This window comes from Isoptericola variabilis (genome assembly GCF_050311655.1).
Lineage (GTDB): Bacteria > Actinomycetota > Actinomycetes > Actinomycetales > Cellulomonadaceae > Isoptericola > Isoptericola variabilis.
The window spans coordinates 123518-138619 of the sequence record NZ_JBNOZM010000008.1; the positions used below are offsets into that span (position 1 = coordinate 123518).

Annotated in this window: 15 protein-coding genes; 11 read left to right on the top strand and 4 right to left on the bottom strand. The window is 71.9% G+C overall.

The genetic code is table 11. The annotated features are described in order from the left end of the window. Positions 1-477: 477 nt before the first annotated feature. From nrdH to nrdF, 5 genes are all read left to right on the top strand, one after another. The gene (nrdH, locus tag ACQP60_RS17355; protein ID WP_416345666.1) at positions 478-720 is read left to right on the top strand and encodes a glutaredoxin-like protein NrdH; all 243 of its coding nucleotides are present in this window, start codon (positions 478-480) and stop codon (positions 718-720) included. A gap of 207 nt (positions 721-927) precedes the next feature. After that, complete coding sequence (nrdI, locus tag ACQP60_RS17360) at positions 928-1359, top strand: class Ib ribonucleoside-diphosphate reductase assembly flavoprotein NrdI (protein WP_429735151.1); 432 nt, start codon at positions 928-930, stop codon at positions 1357-1359. Positions 1360-1397: 38 nt separating this feature from the next. Then, positions 1398-3524 carry a class 1b ribonucleoside-diphosphate reductase subunit alpha gene (nrdE, locus tag ACQP60_RS17365; protein ID WP_429735347.1) on the top strand — a complete coding sequence of 709 codons (2127 nt, stop codon included), beginning with the start codon at positions 1398-1400 and terminating at the stop codon, positions 3522-3524. A gap of 10 nt (positions 3525-3534) precedes the next feature. Further along, the gene (locus ACQP60_RS17370; RefSeq protein ID WP_429735153.1) at positions 3535-4317 is read left to right on the top strand and encodes an NUMOD3 domain-containing DNA-binding protein; all 783 of its coding nucleotides are present in this window, start codon (positions 3535-3537) and stop codon (positions 4315-4317) included. A gap of 19 nt (positions 4318-4336) precedes the next feature. Then, the gene (gene nrdF, locus ACQP60_RS17375; RefSeq protein WP_429735155.1) at positions 4337-5317 is read left to right on the top strand and encodes a class 1b ribonucleoside-diphosphate reductase subunit beta; all 981 of its coding nucleotides are present in this window, start codon (positions 4337-4339) and stop codon (positions 5315-5317) included. A gap of 90 nt (positions 5318-5407) precedes the next feature. Here the strand turns inward: nrdF and ACQP60_RS17380 are convergent, their stop codons facing one another. Next, on the bottom strand, positions 5408-5968 hold the full coding sequence (locus ACQP60_RS17380) for a TetR/AcrR family transcriptional regulator (RefSeq protein WP_429735158.1): 561 nt from the start codon (positions 5966-5968) through the stop codon (positions 5408-5410). A gap of 67 nt (positions 5969-6035) precedes the next feature. Between ACQP60_RS17380 and ACQP60_RS17385 the strand changes: the two genes are divergently transcribed. Then, positions 6036-6950 carry an alpha/beta fold hydrolase gene (locus ACQP60_RS17385; RefSeq protein ID WP_429735160.1) on the top strand — a complete coding sequence of 305 codons (915 nt, stop codon included), beginning with the start codon at positions 6036-6038 and terminating at the stop codon, positions 6948-6950. A 6-nt stretch (positions 6951-6956) separates the two neighbouring features. Here the strand turns inward: ACQP60_RS17385 and ACQP60_RS17390 are convergent, their stop codons facing one another. Both ACQP60_RS17390 and ACQP60_RS17395 read right to left on the bottom strand, forming a co-directional pair. Then, entirely contained in the window at positions 6957-7499 is a 543-nt protein-coding gene (locus ACQP60_RS17390; protein WP_429735162.1) for a phosphoribosyltransferase, read from the bottom strand. Positions 7500-7616: 117 nt separating this feature from the next. Continuing rightward, positions 7617-8585, bottom strand: coding sequence for an FKBP-type peptidyl-prolyl cis-trans isomerase (locus ACQP60_RS17395; protein WP_429735164.1), 969 nt, complete (start codon positions 8583-8585; stop codon positions 7617-7619). 164 nt (positions 8586-8749) lie between these two features. On the opposite strand from ACQP60_RS17395, the gene ACQP60_RS17400 reads away from it, so the two are divergent. The 3 genes from ACQP60_RS17400 (at position 8750) to ACQP60_RS17410 (ending at position 10790) form a co-directional block, all read left to right on the top strand. Further along, positions 8750-9049: a hypothetical protein gene (locus ACQP60_RS17400; protein ID WP_429735166.1), complete on the top strand. Its 300-nt coding sequence runs from the start codon at positions 8750-8752 to the stop codon at positions 9047-9049. 63 nt (positions 9050-9112) lie between these two features. Beyond that, positions 9113-9898, top strand: coding sequence for an alpha/beta hydrolase (locus ACQP60_RS17405; protein WP_429735169.1), 786 nt, complete (start codon positions 9113-9115; stop codon positions 9896-9898). Between the two features lie 49 nt (positions 9899-9947). After that, the gene (locus tag ACQP60_RS17410; RefSeq protein WP_429735171.1) at positions 9948-10790 is read left to right on the top strand and encodes an alpha/beta fold hydrolase; all 843 of its coding nucleotides are present in this window, start codon (positions 9948-9950) and stop codon (positions 10788-10790) included. A gap of 67 nt (positions 10791-10857) precedes the next feature. Here ACQP60_RS17410 and ACQP60_RS17415 read toward each other — a convergent pair whose 3' ends face one another. Beyond that, on the bottom strand, positions 10858-12369 hold the full coding sequence (locus ACQP60_RS17415; RefSeq protein ID WP_429735174.1) for a coiled-coil domain-containing protein: 1512 nt from the start codon (positions 12367-12369) through the stop codon (positions 10858-10860). A 307-nt stretch (positions 12370-12676) separates the two neighbouring features. On the opposite strand from ACQP60_RS17415, the gene ACQP60_RS17420 reads away from it, so the two are divergent. Together ACQP60_RS17420 and ACQP60_RS17425 are read left to right on the top strand one after the other, a co-directional pair. Further along, positions 12677-14092 carry a hypothetical protein gene (locus tag ACQP60_RS17420; protein ID WP_429735176.1) on the top strand — a complete coding sequence of 472 codons (1416 nt, stop codon included), beginning with the start codon at positions 12677-12679 and terminating at the stop codon, positions 14090-14092. Further along, positions 14089-15102, top strand: a complete 1014-nt coding sequence (locus ACQP60_RS17425; protein WP_429735178.1) for a DUF8094 domain-containing protein — start codon at positions 14089-14091, stop codon at positions 15100-15102. Before ACQP60_RS17420 ends, ACQP60_RS17425 begins: the two co-directional genes overlap by 4 nt.

Consider the following 15102-nt stretch of genomic DNA (forward strand, 5'->3'; position numbering starts at 1 on the left):
CTGTCCCGGCACGGGTGCGCGGGGGTCGGCCCGCCCCGGACCGCGGTGCGCGACGACCCGCCGTCGCGCACACGCTGTGGACGCCGGTCGCCCACTGCCTGTGGACATCCGGACGGGATCCGCACGGTGCTGCGGAACGGCGCCTCGAGGTGGTGTTGACGGAGCCTCGCCCACCCTGTGGACGAGGAGTGTCGGACACCCGTGGGACGCTGTTCATGAGCGTGTGAGGCGAGGGGTGTTCGACGAATGACAGCGGTGTCAACCACAACATGTCGGTCCCGCGCGCGCCCCGACCACTAGGTGTAGTGTTTGGAGCACGCGGGGCGCACAGCCCTTCGAACAAAGCACACCGGCGTAGTTCCACGGGCGTCATCCCTGGTCCGGGCTCTTTCGAGGCCCGTCGAGGGACCGGCTCGCAGGGCATCGGCACGGGTCGGACGAAGCCCCCCGGCGGGGAGCGCAGAGAGGGAGAGACACATGAGCATCACGGTCTACAGCAAGCCGGCCTGCGTGCAGTGCGACGCGACCTACCGCGCCCTCGACCGGAAGGGTGTCGAGTACTCCGTGGTCGACATCACCCAGGACGCCGAGGCGCTCGAGATGGTCCGCGGGCTCGGCTACCTGCAGGCTCCCGTCGTCGTCGCCGGTGACACCCACTGGTCGGGCTTCCGCCCCGACCAGATCGCCGCGGTCGCGGCGCAGCAGGCCGTCTCGGCCTGACCGCCGGCTCGAGCACGACTCGGCACAGACTCGACAACACGCGGGGCCTGCAGCGCGCGGCTCCCGCACCCCACGAACGGCCGGCGCCCCGGGCTTCGATCCCGACCCGGGGCGCCGTGCGTCTTCGGCGACAGGTTCTGCAGCGGCGTGGTCCGCGGCGGCGCCCGCGCCGGTCGGGAAGCAGCATCCGGGGGGAGGCTGAGCGCAATGGGTTCTCTCGTCTACTTCTCCAGCGTGTCGGAGAACACCCACCGGTTCGTCCAGCGCCTCGGCCTCGACGAGCTCGGCATGTCCGTGCACCGGATCCCGGTGCGCAAGACGGACGGCTTCCTCACGGTGACCGAGCCCTACGTGCTCATGGTCCCGACCTACGGCGGGGGCAACGAGGGCGGCGCCGTGCCACGGCGCGTGCGCGAGTTCCTCAACGACCCGCACAACCGGTCGCTCGTCCGCGGCGTCATCGCCGCGGGGAACACCAACTTCGGCGCTGCGTACTGCATCGCCGGCGACATCATCTCCGCGAAGTGCCAGGTGCCCTACCTGTACGCCTTCGAACTCCTGGGGACGGCTGAGGACGCCCGGCGCGTCCGTGACGGATTGGGACGATTTTGGCAACGACAGTCACTGATCTCGGCGTGAGCTCGACGACGGACCCGGAGCTCGCGGGGGCCACCCCCGTGCCGCTGCAGGGCGTGCAGCTCGACTACCACGCGCTGAACGCGATGCTGAACCTGTACGGACCGGACGGCAAGATCCAGTTCGACAAGGACCGCGAGGCCACCACGGCCTACTTCGAGCAGCACGTGGTGCCGAACACCATCCAGTTCGAGACGCTCGACGCGAAGCTCGACTACCTCCTCGAGAACAAGTACTACGACCCGGCCGTCCTCGAGAAGTACTCGCGCACGTTCGTCAAGGAGCTGTTCCGGCTCGCGTACTCGAAGGACTTCCAGTTCGAGTCGTTCCTCGGTGCGTTCAAGTACTACACGTCGTACACGCTGAAGACGTTCGACGGGAAGAAGTACCTCGAGCGCTTCGAGGACCGCGTCTCGATGGTCGCCCTCGGGCTGGCCGACGGCGACGAGCAGGTCGCGCGCGACGTCGTCGAGGAGGTCGTCTCGGGACGGTTCCAGCCGGCGACCCCGACCTTCCTCAACGTGGGCAAGGCGCAGCGCGGCGAGCCCGTCTCCTGCTTCCTGCTGCGCATCGAGGACAACATGGAGTCCATCGCGCGCGGCATCAACTCCGCCCTGCAGCTGTCCAAGCGCGGCGGCGGCGTGGCCCTGCTGCTGAGCAACATCCGCGAGCACGGCGCGCCGATCAAGCACATCCAGAACCAGTCGTCCGGCGTCATCCCCGTGATGAAGCTGCTCGAGGACTCGTTCTCGTACGCCAACCAGCTCGGGGCGCGCCAGGGCGCCGGCGCGGTGTACCTGCACGCGCACCACCCCGACATCATGCGGTTCCTCGACACCAAGCGGGAGAACGCGGACGAGAAGATCCGCATCAAGACGCTCTCCCTCGGCGTCGTCATCCCGGACGTGACGTTCGAGCTCGCCAAGCAGAACGCCGACATGCACCTCTTCAGCCCGTACGACGTCGAGCGCGTCTACGGCAAGCCGTTCGCCGACATCTCCATCACGGAGAAGTACGACGAGCTCGTCGCCGACGACCGGATCACCAAGACGACGATCAAGGCCCGCGACTTCTTCCAGACGATCGCGGAGCTGCAGTTCGAGTCCGGGTACCCGTACGTGATGTTCGAGGACACCGTGAACGCGGCGAACCCGATCAAGGGTCGCATCACGCACTCGAACCTGTGCTCGGAGATCCTGCAGGTCTCGACGCCGTCGACGTTCCACGAGGACCTGTCGTACGACCACGTGGGCCGGGACATCTCCTGCAACCTCGGCTCGCTGAACATCGCGAAGACGATGGACTCGCCGGACTTCCCGAAGACGATCGACACCGCGATCCGCGCGCTGACGGCGGTCTCCGACCAGACGAGCATCGAGTCGGTCCCGTCGATCAAGCGGGCCAACGACCTGGGGCACGCCATCGGTCTCGGCCAGATGAACCTGCACGGGTACCTCGCCCGCGAGCGGATCTACTACGGCTCCGACGAGGGCATCGACTTCACCAACATCTACTTCTACACGGTCGCCTACCACGCGATCGCGGCGTCGAACCGCCTCGCGATCGAGCGTGGCACCGCGTTCGGCGGGTTCGAGGACTCCAAGTACGCCACCGGGGAGTACTTCGACAAGTACACCGACGGCGAGTGGAAGCCCGCCACGGAGCGCGTCGCGCGGCTCTTCGCGGACGCCGGCGTGGCGATCCCGACGCAGGACGACTGGCGCGCGCTCAAGGCCTCGGTCATGGAGCACGGCATCTACAACCAGAACCTGCAGGCCGTGCCGCCCACGGGCTCGATCAGCTACATCAACAACTCGACGTCGTCGATCCACCCCGTGCCCGCCAAGATCGAGATCCGCAAGGAGGGCAAGCTCGGTCGCGTGTACTACCCGGCGCCGTACATGACGAACGACAACCTGGACTACTACCAGGACGCGTACGAGATCGGCTACGAGAAGATCATCGACACCTACGCCGCCGCGACGCAGCACGTGGACCAGGGCCTGTCGCTGACGCTGTTCTTCCCCGACACGGTGACGACGCGCGACGTCAACCGCGCGCAGATCTACGCCTGGCGCAAGGGGATCAAGACGCTGTACTACATCCGTCTCCGGCAGTTGGCTCTCGAGGGGACGTCCGTGGAGGGCTGCGTCAGCTGCATGCTGTGAGGACTGACAGATGATCTCCGTGGAGTCGAGCACCCGAAAGGCATTCGGTGTCGTCTATGGCGTGCGCCTGCGTGGTTCGGAGGAGTACCGGTACGTAGGCCTGACGACGAAGCGCCCAACGGTTCGCCTTCGACGCCACCTGAGCAACGCGCGGTCGGGTCGGAAGACAGCCTTCTACGACTGGCTTCGGAAGCACGCGGAGGAAGTCGTGGTCGACCCGTTGGACACCGAGTGGGGGAGCCTCGAATCGCTGGGGGAGTCGGAGATCATCTGGATCGCCTCGCTACGCGATGAAGGGCACCGGCTGCTGAATATCGCAGACGGCGGTCTTGGACCCACAGGTGTCGAGTGGACCGAGGAGATGCGCGAGGCGGCACGGCAGCGAGCGACCGGGCGGAAGGGTGTGAGCCGTCCGGGTCCGCTCGCCCCGTTCTACGGGCGGAGTCATACCGCGGAGCAGCGTGCGAAGTGGTCCGAGGAGAGGAAGGGCACCTTCGTCGGCCCCGACAATCCCAACTACGGCAAGTTCGGCAAGGACCACCCGAGCTTCGGCCACACGATGTCGGCAGAGTCGCGGGCGGCGCTGTCCGAGATGCGCAAGGGTGAACGCAACCCGAACTTCGGCAAGAAGGCGAGCGCGGAGACCCGAGCAAAGATGTCGGCTGCGCAGAAGGGCGTGCCCAAGCCGTCCAGTGCGCGGAGTGCGCACACCCGATACCACACCAACCAAGGGCGCTTCAGTCCTGAGTGCAGATACTGCACCGAGGACGCGAAATCGCCGGAAGGCACCTGAGGAAGAGGAAGATCGAGCCATGTCGCCCACGGGGAAGCTCAAGCTCATCGATCGCGTGACCGCGATCAACTGGAACCGGCTGCAGGACGAGAAGGACCTCGAGGTCTGGGACCGCCTGGTCGGCAACTTCTGGCTGCCGGAGAAGGTGCCGGTGTCGAACGACATCCAGTCGTGGCACACGCTCAACGACGCCGAGCGGCTCATGACCACCCGCGTGTTCACGGGCCTCACGCTGCTGGACACCATCCAGGGCACGGTCGGCGCGGTGTCGCTCATCCCCGACGCGCTGACGCCGCACGAGGAGGCGGTGTACACGAACATCGCGTTCATGGAGTCGGTGCATGCCAAGAGCTACTCGTCGATCTTCTCGACGCTGATCTCGACGCGGGAGATCGACGAGGCGTTCGCCTGGTCGGAGGAGAACCCGCACCTGCAGCGCAAGGCCGAGATCGTGCTCGACTACTACCGCGGCGACGACCCGCTGAAGCGCAAGGTCGCCTCGACGATGCTCGAGTCGTTCCTGTTCTACTCCGGCTTCTACGCGCCGATGTACTGGTCCAGCCGCGCCAAGCTCACCAACACGGCCGACCTCATCCGCCTCATCATCCGCGACGAGGCCGTGCACGGGTACTACATCGGCTACAAGTATCAGAAGGGCCTGGCGCAGGTCAGCCAGACCCGGCAAGACGAGCTCAAGGCGTACACGTTCGAGCTGCTCTTCGAGCTGTACGAGAACGAGGTCGAGTACACCGACGCCCTGTACGGCGAGCTCGGGCTCACCGAGGACGTCAAGGCGTTCCTGCGGTACAACGCCAACAAGGCCCTGATGAACCTGGGCTACGAGGCGTTGTTCCCCAAGGAGGACACGGCCGTGAACCCGGCCATCCTCGCCGCGCTGTCGCCGAACGCCGACGAGAACCACGACTTCTTCTCCGGGTCGGGCTCGTCGTACGTCATCGGCAAGGCCGTGGCCACCGAGGACGACGACTGGGACTTCTGACCCTCGCTGCCACCCTGCCGAACAGGCGGTCGCGCACCTTCTGAGTCATCGGAAGGTGCGCGACCGCCTGTTCGGCGTCGGGGTGACGGGTCACGCCGGAAGACGCAGCGCCGCGCCGACGACGAGCTCGAGGGTGGGGCGCGGGTCGGTCGGGTCGTGGCGGGAGATCGCGTGCAGCAGCAGCCCCTCGTAGGCGCCGGAGACGGCGACCATCGTCGCGCGCGCGTCGGCGGCGCCGAGCCGGCCCACCATCCGCTCGCCCCAGTCGAGGAGCGCCTCCCGGCCGCGGTTGACGCGCCCGCGCAGGTCGGGGTCGTGGCTCGCCTCGAGAAAGAGGACGAGACGGGCGGTCGTGGCGGCGCGGTCGGGGCCGGTCGCCTGCGCGAAGCCGGCGCACAGCATGTCGACGAAGTCGGCCGCCGACCGGGGCTCCGGCGCGGCGGACAGGCCGGCCAGGTCGCGGGCGGCGAGCTCATCGGCGACGCCCGCCAGCAGCGCCGCACGGGTGCGGAAGTAGTTCGACGTCGAACCGCGGGGGAGCCCGGCGCGCTCGTCGACGCGCCCGTGCGTCAGGGCGCGGAGTCCCTCGGTGCCGAGCAGGTCTACCGCCGCGTCGAGCGCGCGGCGTCGGGGCGGGAAAGGGGGTGTCACGGCGCCACCCTAGCCCAGTCACTACAATTCTAGTGACATGACACTATGAACGTAGTAACGTCGAGGCATGGACGAGAACGCGGTGAGCGAGACGTCGGCCGAGGTGCCGATGCCCGAGCTCGCCGGCGTCACCCACCGATGGGTCGACGTCGACGGGCTCGCGATGCACGTCGTCGAGCAGGGGACCGGTGACCCGGTGCTGCTGCTCCACGGGTTCCCGGAGCACTGGTGGGAGTGGCGCGGGGCGATCGGCCCGCTCGCGGCCGACCATCGCGTGGTGTGCCCCGACCTGCGCGGGTTCGGCTGGACCGCCGCGCCGCCGGACGGCTACACGGGCGACCGGCTCCTGGCCGACGTCGTCGGCCTGCTCGACGTGCTCGGCATCGATCGGACGCACGTCGTCGCCCACGACTGGGGCGCCCTGGTCGGCTTCCACCTGTGCCTCGAGCATCCCGAGCGCGCGGCCTCGCTGCTGAGCATGGGCGTGCCCCACCTGTGGCTCCGGTTCGACCCGCGGCTGCTGCTCATGATGCGGCACACGTGGTTCCAGGTGGTCATCGCCTCCCGGCTGACGGGCCCCCGCGCCCTGGCTCGGGGCCGGCAGCGGTTGCCGCGCCACCTGCTCCAGGAGTACGGCAGCGACGCTCCGGTGATGTCGGAGGCCGACGTCGAGGCGTACCTCGCGCCGCTGCGGCGGCCGGCCGGCGCGCGCGCCGGCTCGGCGCTCTGCCGCGACTTCGTCCGGCGCGAGCTGTGGGCGGTGCTGCGCGGCGCCTACCGCAACCTGCACCTGGCCGTGCCGACGGTCGCGCTGCTCGGCGAGAACGACATCCTCAGCAACCCCGCCCTGCTCGGCGGGTACGAGGAGCACGCCGACGACCTCACCGTCGACGTGCTCCCCGGGGTGTCGCACTTCATGGTCGACGAGCGCCCGGACCTCGTCGTCGACCGGGCCCGCGAGCTGTTCGCCCGCGCCGCATGAGGCGTCTCAGACGTCCGCGGAGTGCGCGCCCGTCACCGGAGGCTCGGCCGACCACGGGAAGGTGATCCACAGGTCGGTGTCCCGCCACGAGTAGTCGGGCCGGATGATCGTGCGCGGCTTGGTGTAGAGCACCACCGACCGGGCGTCGGCGCCCTGCTTCGCGAGCATGTCCATGACGAGCGCGAGCGTGCGGCCGGAGTCGGCGACGTCGTCGACCACGAGCACCTTGGACCCGGGCAGCTCGGACGTGTCCATGAGCGGCGGCAGCACGCGCGGGTCGTCGAGGGTCTTGCCGATGTCGGTGTAGAACTCGACGTTCATCGTGCCCACGCCCTTGGTGCCGAGGGCGTAGGCCATCGCCCCGCCGGGCACCAGTCCGCCGCGCGCGACGGCGATCACGACGTCGGGCAGGAAGCCGCTGTCGACGACCTGCTGGGCGAGCTCGCGGATCGCGACGGGCAGCAGGGTCCAGGTGAGGACCTCGCGCTCGGGGGCGGCGTCGCCGTCGGTGGACACGGGCGGCTCGGCGGGCGTGGGCTCTGCGCTCATGGCACCCGAGACTACGCGCGACGGCGGGCCCCCGTGACCGGGGGCCCGCCGTCGCGGTGCTGCTGACCTGGGGGGCCGTCGTCGTGACGTGCGGGACGTCACCACGACGGCGGGGGATCACTGCGCGTCGAGGATGTCCACGACGAAGACGAGCGGCTGCCCGGCGAGTTCGTTGTCGTCGCTCTTCTCGGCGCCGTACGCCTGGTCGGCGGGGATGACGAGCAGCACCTGGCTGCCGACGGTCTGGCCGGCGAGGCCGTCCGTCCAACCGGCGATGACCTGCTGGAGCGAGAAGGAGCTCGGCGTGCCCCGGTCCCACGAGGAGTCGAACGACTTCCCGTCGAGCGTCCACCCCGTGTAGTGCGCGGTGACCGTCTGGTCCTTCGTGACCTTGGCGCCGTCGCCCTTGATGAGGGTCTGCGCGACGAGGTCCTTGGGCGCCTCGTAGCCGTCGGGGATGGTCACCGACGGCTTGCCGGAGTCGTCCAGCGTGACGGTCGGCAGGCCCTTCTCGGGCTCGACGGCCGTGCCCTCGGCGCGCGTCGGGATCTTCGTCGCGTCGGTGATCTCGACGACGTTGACCATCGTGGCCGTCGAGCCGTCCTGGCCCTGCACGGGGTTGGCCACGAGCAGGCGGGCGCCGACCTTCTGCCCCTTCAGCGGCTCGGTGAGCACGCCGTAGTTCGCGTCCCCGAGGATGAAGCTCTGCGGCGCCTTCTGCTCCCAGCTGGAGCCCTGGGAGGAGCCGTCGGTGCCGAGGAACGCGACGGTGTCCATGGTGACCTTCATGCCCTCGGCGAGGTCGGCACCGGTGCCCTCGTCGATGACGCGCGACGTCGGCACCGACACCTCGAGCGGCGTCTTGAAGGTGACCTTCGGCTCTGCACCGACCTTGCCCTCGACCTTCACGGACTCGAGCGCGGCGATGTCCTCCTTGGTCGGCTCCGGGGCCTCGGTGGCCGGCGACGACGACGCGGAGGCGGACGGCGTGGCGCCGTCGCCGGACGAGTCGTCGGCGCAGGCGGTCAGGGTCAGGGCCGCGGCCAGCGCCAGCGCGGCGGCGGCGGCGGACGTGCGGAGCTTCACGGGGGAGTCCTTCGGTCGACGGGGACGAACCGGGCCACTGTAACGGCACGACCTGACCGTGCCGTCCAGGAATCCGGGGACGGACGTGGGCGCAGCACGGGAGGGTCCGGGTCGACGGCGCCGGTGACGGCGACGGGCGCCGGCCCCGGGCGACAATAGGTGTCATGCCGTCCCGTCGACCCTCCCGCAAGCGCCCGTGGGGCGCGGAGCCTCCCCCGCTCGACCTGGACCGCGCCCTGGGCGGCGTGCGGCGGGAGAGCGCGGCCGACGGCGAGTGGACGGTGCGGCGGCTGCGCGGCGGCGACAAGGCGTACCGCTGCCCCGCGTGCCGGCAGGAGATCCCGCCCGGCACGCCGCACGTCGTCGCGTGGCAGCGCGACGTCGTCGGGGGCGAGGCCGCGGGCCTCGAGGACCGGCGGCACTGGCACTCGTCCTGCTGGGAGCGCCGGGCCCGGCTGCGCTGACCGGCGCTGGACAGGCCCGGTCAGGACCGGCCGGGAACGCCGGGCCGAACTACGCTGGACGCGATGAACGACGACGCCGCCGGCGGAACCGCCGGACACGACACCGGACACCAGATCCGCTCGCTCACGATGCTGCCCGCCCGCCGTGAGGACGTCGAGCTGCACACCGCGGACGGGCTCACGCTCGTCGGCGAGCTCGCCCTCCCGGCCGACCGGGACCCGGTCGCGACGCTCCTGACGTTCCACCCGCTGCCCACGCACGGCGGCTACATGGACTCGCACGTGTACCGAAAGGCGGCCTGGCGCCTCCCCGCGCTCGCCGACCTCGCCGTCCTGCGCTTCAACACGCGCGGCACGTCGTCGCCGCGCGGCACGTCCGGCGGAGCGTTCGACGGCGGCGAGGCGGAGCAGTACGACGTCGCCGCCGCGATCGAGCTCGCCGAGTTCCGCGAGCTGCCGCGCCCGTGGCTCGTCGGGTGGTCGTTCGGCACCGAGCTGGTGCTCAAGCACGGCGCCGACCCGGCGGTCGAGGGCGCGATCCTGCTGTCGCCGCCGCTGCACCGTGCCACGGACGCCGACCTCGACCGCTGGGCCGAGTTCGGCCGTCCGCTGGTGGTCCTGGTGCCCGAGCACGACGACTACCTGCGCCCCGCCGAGGCCCGGCGCCGGTTCGCGCGCGTCCCGCAGGCCGAGGTGATCGGCGTCGACGGCGCGAAGCACCTGTGGGTCGGCGAGCCGGCGGTGCGCCGGGTCCTCGACGAGATCGTGGGGCACGTGCTGCCCGGGCACGCCCCGCTGCCCACGCACTACGACGGCGAGGTGCGGCAGGCCGAGACGGTGCCGCGATGAGGTAGTCCCGATGACGTTCCGATGACACGGCGATGACGAGGAGTCGACGATGACCACCACCTCTGCGCTGGCGACCTACCCGCTCCACGACGGGGCGGGCACTCCGGTCGTGCTGCTGCACGGCTTCCCGGTGGACCACCGCATGTGGGCGGCTGCGGCCCAGGCCCTGCCCGAGGGGGTGCGCGCCATCGGCGTCGACCTGCCCGGCCAGGGGCACTCCGACCTCGGCGGCATGCCGCCGAGGCTCGAGGACGTCGCCGACGCCGTGCACCACACCATGCGCGAGCAGGGCGAGGGCAACGCGGTCGTCGTCGGCCTGTCGATGGGCGGCTACGTCGCGCTCGCCCTGGCGGAGCGGCACCCGGGCTTCGTCGTCGGGCTCGGGCTCGTCGACACCAAGTCGACCGCCGACCTCGACGCCGCCCGCGCCAACCGGCTGCGGATCGCGGCCGCGGTGACCGAGGGGCAGACGCTCGACCCCGTGCTCAGCATGCCGGGCACGCTGCTCGGGCCGACGAGCGTGGAGAAGCGGCGGAACCTCTTCCCGCTGCTCGAGTCCTGGATCCGCGCGCAGTCGCCGACGGGCGTCGCGTGGGCGCAGCGCGCGATGGCGGCCCGCCCGGACCGCACCGACGTGCTCCGCACGTTCGACGGGCCCGTCTCCGTGGTGGTCGGGGCGGAGGACCAGGTGACCCCGCTGGTCGAGGCCGAGCACATGGTGCACGCCGCGCGCGACGGCGCGCTGACCGTCGTCCCGGCGACGGGGCACATGAGCGCCGTCGAGGACCCGGCCACCGTCGCCGCCGCCATCGGGCTGCTGCACCGGCGCGTGGCCGAGGAGTCCCACCCGCCCCGCTGGCCCTGGCAGTACCGGCCCGCGTCGACCAGCTGACCCGGACGCGAGACGCCGCGGGCCCGCCACCGGTCGGTGGCGGGCCCGCGGTGTCTCCGTGCGAGGCTCAGGCCTTGGACGGCGCCGGGGTCTCCTGCTCGGCCTCGCTCTCCGCCCCGGCGTCGGCGGCGTCGTCGGCGGGCTCGGACGGCTCCGGCGTGGCGTCCTCCACGGGCTGCTCGTCGGCAGGGTCCGGTGCGTCCGCCTCGGCGGGCTCGTCGTCGGGCTCCGCGACGGGCTCGTCGTCGGGCTGAGCGTCAGGCTCGGCGACGGTCGCGGCCGGCGGCGCGGGCGGAGCGGGAACGGTCACCTGCACGACGCCGAGCGGCTGGCCGGCGCCTGCCGGTGTCTCGGGCGCGGACTTCTCGGCGCCGAGCAGGCCGCGCAGCTCCTCGAGGTAGGAGTTGATCGAGTCGTGCCGGCGGGTGAGGTCCTCGAGCTGGCGGGCGGCGGTGGAGCGGTGGTTCTCCGCCTCGACGCGCGCGTCGTTGACCATCGTCTCGCTGAACTCGCGAGCCTCGGCGACGATCCCGTCGGCGGTGCGGCGGGCGTCCGCGACGAGCGCCTTGACGTACGCGTCGGACTCCGCGCGGACCTTCTCCGCCTGCTGCAGGGCCAGGGCGACCCGCTGCTCGGCCTCGGCCGCGTGCTCCTCGGCGGCGCGGACGAGCAGGTCCGTCTCCTGGCGGGCCGTCTCGTGGCGCGCGGCCGCCTCGTGCTCCACCTGCTCGCGGCGCTGCGCGATCTCGAGCTCGGCGTCGGCCAGGGCGGCGCGGGCCTGCTCGCGCAGCTGCTCGAGCTCGGTCGTCACGGCGTCCGATGCCTCGGCGGCCTGGTGCTTGGCCTCGGCGATGATGCGGGCGGCCTCCCGGCGGGTGCGCTCCAGGAGGTCGGTCGACTCGCGGTCGGCCTCCTCGCGCAACGCCGCGGCCTCCGCGGCGGCCTGCGCCCTCTGCTGCGCGGTGTCGCGCTCGGCCGCCACCCGCAGCTCCGTCGTCTCGCGCTCCGCGGTGGAGCGCTGCACGCCGATCTCGCGCTCGAGCGTGGCGCGCCGCTCGCTCTCCTCCGCGGACAGCGTGCTCGTGATGAGGGCGGCCTCGCGCTCCGCGGAGCCGACGAGCTCCTCGGCGCGGCGCTGGGCGGCGAGCAGCGTGCCCTCCGCCTCGGCGGCCGTCGTGGACCGGATCTCCTCGGCCTCGCGGCGGGCGCTGCCCAGCAGCTCCGAGGCCTCGGACTCCGCCCGGGCGCGCACCTGGCCGGCGGACAGCTTGGCACGCGCCATGATGTCGGCGGCCTGCTGGTTCGCCTGCGTGAGCACCTCGGTGGACTGCTCCTCCGCGGAGCGCAGCAGGCGCTCGACGCGCGAGCCGAGCCCGGCGTAGGAGGGCTTCTCGTTCTCCCGCAGCTGGCGCTGCGCGAGCGCGAGCTCCGAGGAGATCTGCATGGCGCGCGCGTCGGTGCTCTCGACGTTCCGGCGGGCCTCCTCGAGCGCCTGCTCGAGTCGGGCGATGTGACCGTCCACCTGCGCGCGGTCGTAACCGCGCATGGTGATCGGGAAGAGCGTGCGCTCGTCGGACACGTGCAGACCTCCGTACATGGTGGGTGCCCCGGCGTCGCCAGGATAGTGGCGGGGGCAGGGCGCCGATACTCGGGACATTCTTGCCCTGGTGGGACGAGTCGGACATCCTCCCACGCCGGGTCGGTGCGGCGCGACGGCGTCGCCCCGGCAGTGTTCCACGGGTCGTGACGACGCGCAGGAGCCGGGGCGAGCCCGTCGTACGCGAGTCGTGAAGGGTTCGTGAACCGCACCCTGCCGGGGCGGCCACGTGGACGGAGCCCCCCGCGCCGTCCCTATGCTGGACTGTCCACGTCGAAGGGAAAGCTCGGTGCTGCAACGCATTCTGGGCGGTGTCCTGGTCCTGGTCGGACTGGTCGCCGCCGCGCTCGGTGTCGCCTCGGCCACGGTCTGGCGTGACACCGACACGGTGGTCGCCACGGCCAAGCCGACCGGTGACGGCACGCTCGTCGTCACCGACCCCGGTGTCCTCGGGCTCGTCGGTGGCGACGTCACCGTCAGCGCGTCCGTCCCCGAGGGGCAGAAGGTCACCCTCGCCGTCGGTCGCGACGTCGACGTCGCGGGGTGGGTCGGCAACGACCCGTACTCGCGCGTGACGGGCCTGAGCGACTGGGAGAACCTCTCCGTCGCGGAGGGCGAGCCCGCCGACCCCGATGCCGAGGAGAAGCCGGAGACGGGCGCCGACCCGGCCGGGTCGGACATGTGGGTGGCCGAGGCCACCGACGAGAACAGCGTCACGCTGCGCTGGAGCGACCGCCCGGGCCGTTGGACGCTCCTCGCCGCCGGTGTCGGCGACGACGCGACCGCCCCGACGCTGGAGCTCAGCTGGCCGCGCGCCGTCACCACGCCGTGGCTGTGGCCCGGTGTCGGCGTGGGTGCCGTGCTGGTGCTCGGCGGGGCCCTGCTGCTGGTGCTCGGGGGCCGTCGCGCCCGCGCGCGCCGGGCCGACCTCGCGGAGCAGGAGTCGCGCGACGGCGACGGCACGGATCTGCACGACGACGGACCGTCGGCCGGAGGCCTGGGGGCCCCCTTCGCCCCGGTGCGGCCGGGCGCGGACGACGAGCCGGCCGCCTGGCCGCCGAGCCCGACGACCGACGCGGCGCAGGAGACCCCGGACAGCACGGAGGAGCCCTCCGGTGAGGGCGAGACACCGGACGACGGCGCCGCCCGGGACGAGGCCGCCGGCACCGCCGAGGTGCCCCTGGCCGGCCGCCTGCTGCGCCGGTCGCGGCGCCGCCAGCGTGAGGAGCCCGTCGACGCGCCGTCCGAGGCGTCGCCCGCGGCGGCCCCGGCCGCCACCGGCACGACGCCCGAGCCCGCGCCGTTCGGCGGCCTCCCCGTCCCCGCGCCGGCGGTGCCGGCCGAGCCGACCGCGCACCAGCCGGTGCCGGCCGAGCCCGCCGTCCACGAGCCCGTGCCGGCCGAGCCGCCCACGGCGACCGGTGCCCTGCGCATGACGCGGCGGGAGCTGCGCGCTCAGGAGGAGGCCCGCCGGGCCGCGGAGCAGGGCGGGATGACCCGCATGCTGCGCGCCATCACGGGCTCGATCCCCGCGGTGCGCCCGGCGCAGACCGAGCAGGCGTCCGAGCAGGCCGCCGCCCGACCCGACACGTCCACGCCCTCCGGCCGCGCCGCCGCCTGGCGCGCCACCTGGGGCTTCGGCGACGCCTCCCGCACGGGGCAGGCCGCCGACCCGACGACCGAGAACGACGGGGAGAACCGATGAACCGCCGTACCACCCGCGGACTTGCCGTGGCGAGCGCCCTCGTCGTCTCGTCGACGCTGCTCGCCGGCTGCGCCGACGAGCTGCCCCAGCCCCAGGCCGGGGAGGCGTTCACCGGGCCCGTGCTGACCAAGGAGCAGGACACCCAGGTGTTCACCGCGGTCGCCGACACGGTCGCGAAGGCCGACAAGGAGCTCAAGAGCTCCGCGTTGAAGCCCCGCGTGACCGGCCCGGCGTACGAGGTCCGCAAGAGCCAGCTCGCGGTGGCGAAGAAGCGCGACAACGCGGAGTTCGTCACGGACATCCCGAGCGAGTCCCAGCAGATGATCATCCCCACCACCGAGGGCTGGCCGCGCACGAGCTTCTCCATCACGACCAGCACGGAGGACCTCGAGACGCCGCGCCTGGTCGCGTTCGAGCAGGCGTCCGCGCGCTCGGACTACAAGATGTGGGCCTGGACGCAGCTCATCCCGGGGCAGAAGATGCCGGCGTTCGCGGACGCCGGGATCGGTTCCGAGGCCGTGGCCTCCGACGACGACACCCTCGCGGCGACGCCCGCGGACGCGCTGGCCCAGTACGCCGACCTGGTCACCCTCGGTGCCAAGAAGTCGTCGTTCGCCAAGGGGTTCGAGCTGCCCGACGGCGACCTGGTCGCCGCGGTCGCGGCCGACGCGGCGGCGTGGAAGGAGGTCCCCGGCTTCGAGGACTCCGGGACCGAGTACACGCAGAAGTACAAGGCGCGCAAGGACGAGGTCCGCGCGGTCCGCACGGCCGACGGCGGCGCGCTCGTCATGGGCGTCCTCGACGGCAAGACGACCGTGAAGGCGGAGGAGGGGGCCAAGGTGCCCGCCCTGTCCGAGACGCAGAAGGCCCTGCTCGGGGACGCCGACCAGACGAACACGCTCACGACGCGGTACACCGACATGGTCGCGCTGTACGTCCCGGCGAAGGACGCCGACGGCAAGATCCGCCCGCTCGGCTACTCGCACGTCGCGACGGCCGCCTCCAACTGA

Coding starts and splice junctions, on each gene's coding strand:
- ACQP60_RS17410 (WP_429735171.1), top strand. CDS start 9,948: ATGACCACCACCTCTGCGCTGGCGACCTACCCGCTCCACGACGGGGCG.
- ACQP60_RS17390 (WP_429735162.1), bottom strand. CDS start 7,499: ATGAGCGCAGAGCCCACGCCCGCCGAGCCGCCCGTGTCCACCGACGGC.
- ACQP60_RS17405 (WP_429735169.1), top strand. CDS start 9,113: ATGAACGACGACGCCGCCGGCGGAACCGCCGGACACGACACCGGACAC.
- nrdI (WP_429735151.1), top strand. CDS start 928: ATGGGTTCTCTCGTCTACTTCTCCAGCGTGTCGGAGAACACCCACCGG.
- ACQP60_RS17425 (WP_429735178.1), top strand. CDS start 14,089: ATGAACCGCCGTACCACCCGCGGACTTGCCGTGGCGAGCGCCCTCGTC.
- nrdF (WP_429735155.1), top strand. CDS start 4,337: ATGTCGCCCACGGGGAAGCTCAAGCTCATCGATCGCGTGACCGCGATC.
- ACQP60_RS17370 (WP_429735153.1), top strand. CDS start 3,535: ATGATCTCCGTGGAGTCGAGCACCCGAAAGGCATTCGGTGTCGTCTAT.
- nrdH (WP_416345666.1), top strand. CDS start 478: ATGAGCATCACGGTCTACAGCAAGCCGGCCTGCGTGCAGTGCGACGCG.
- ACQP60_RS17400 (WP_429735166.1), top strand. CDS start 8,750: ATGCCGTCCCGTCGACCCTCCCGCAAGCGCCCGTGGGGCGCGGAGCCT.
- ACQP60_RS17385 (WP_429735160.1), top strand. CDS start 6,036: ATGGACGAGAACGCGGTGAGCGAGACGTCGGCCGAGGTGCCGATGCCC.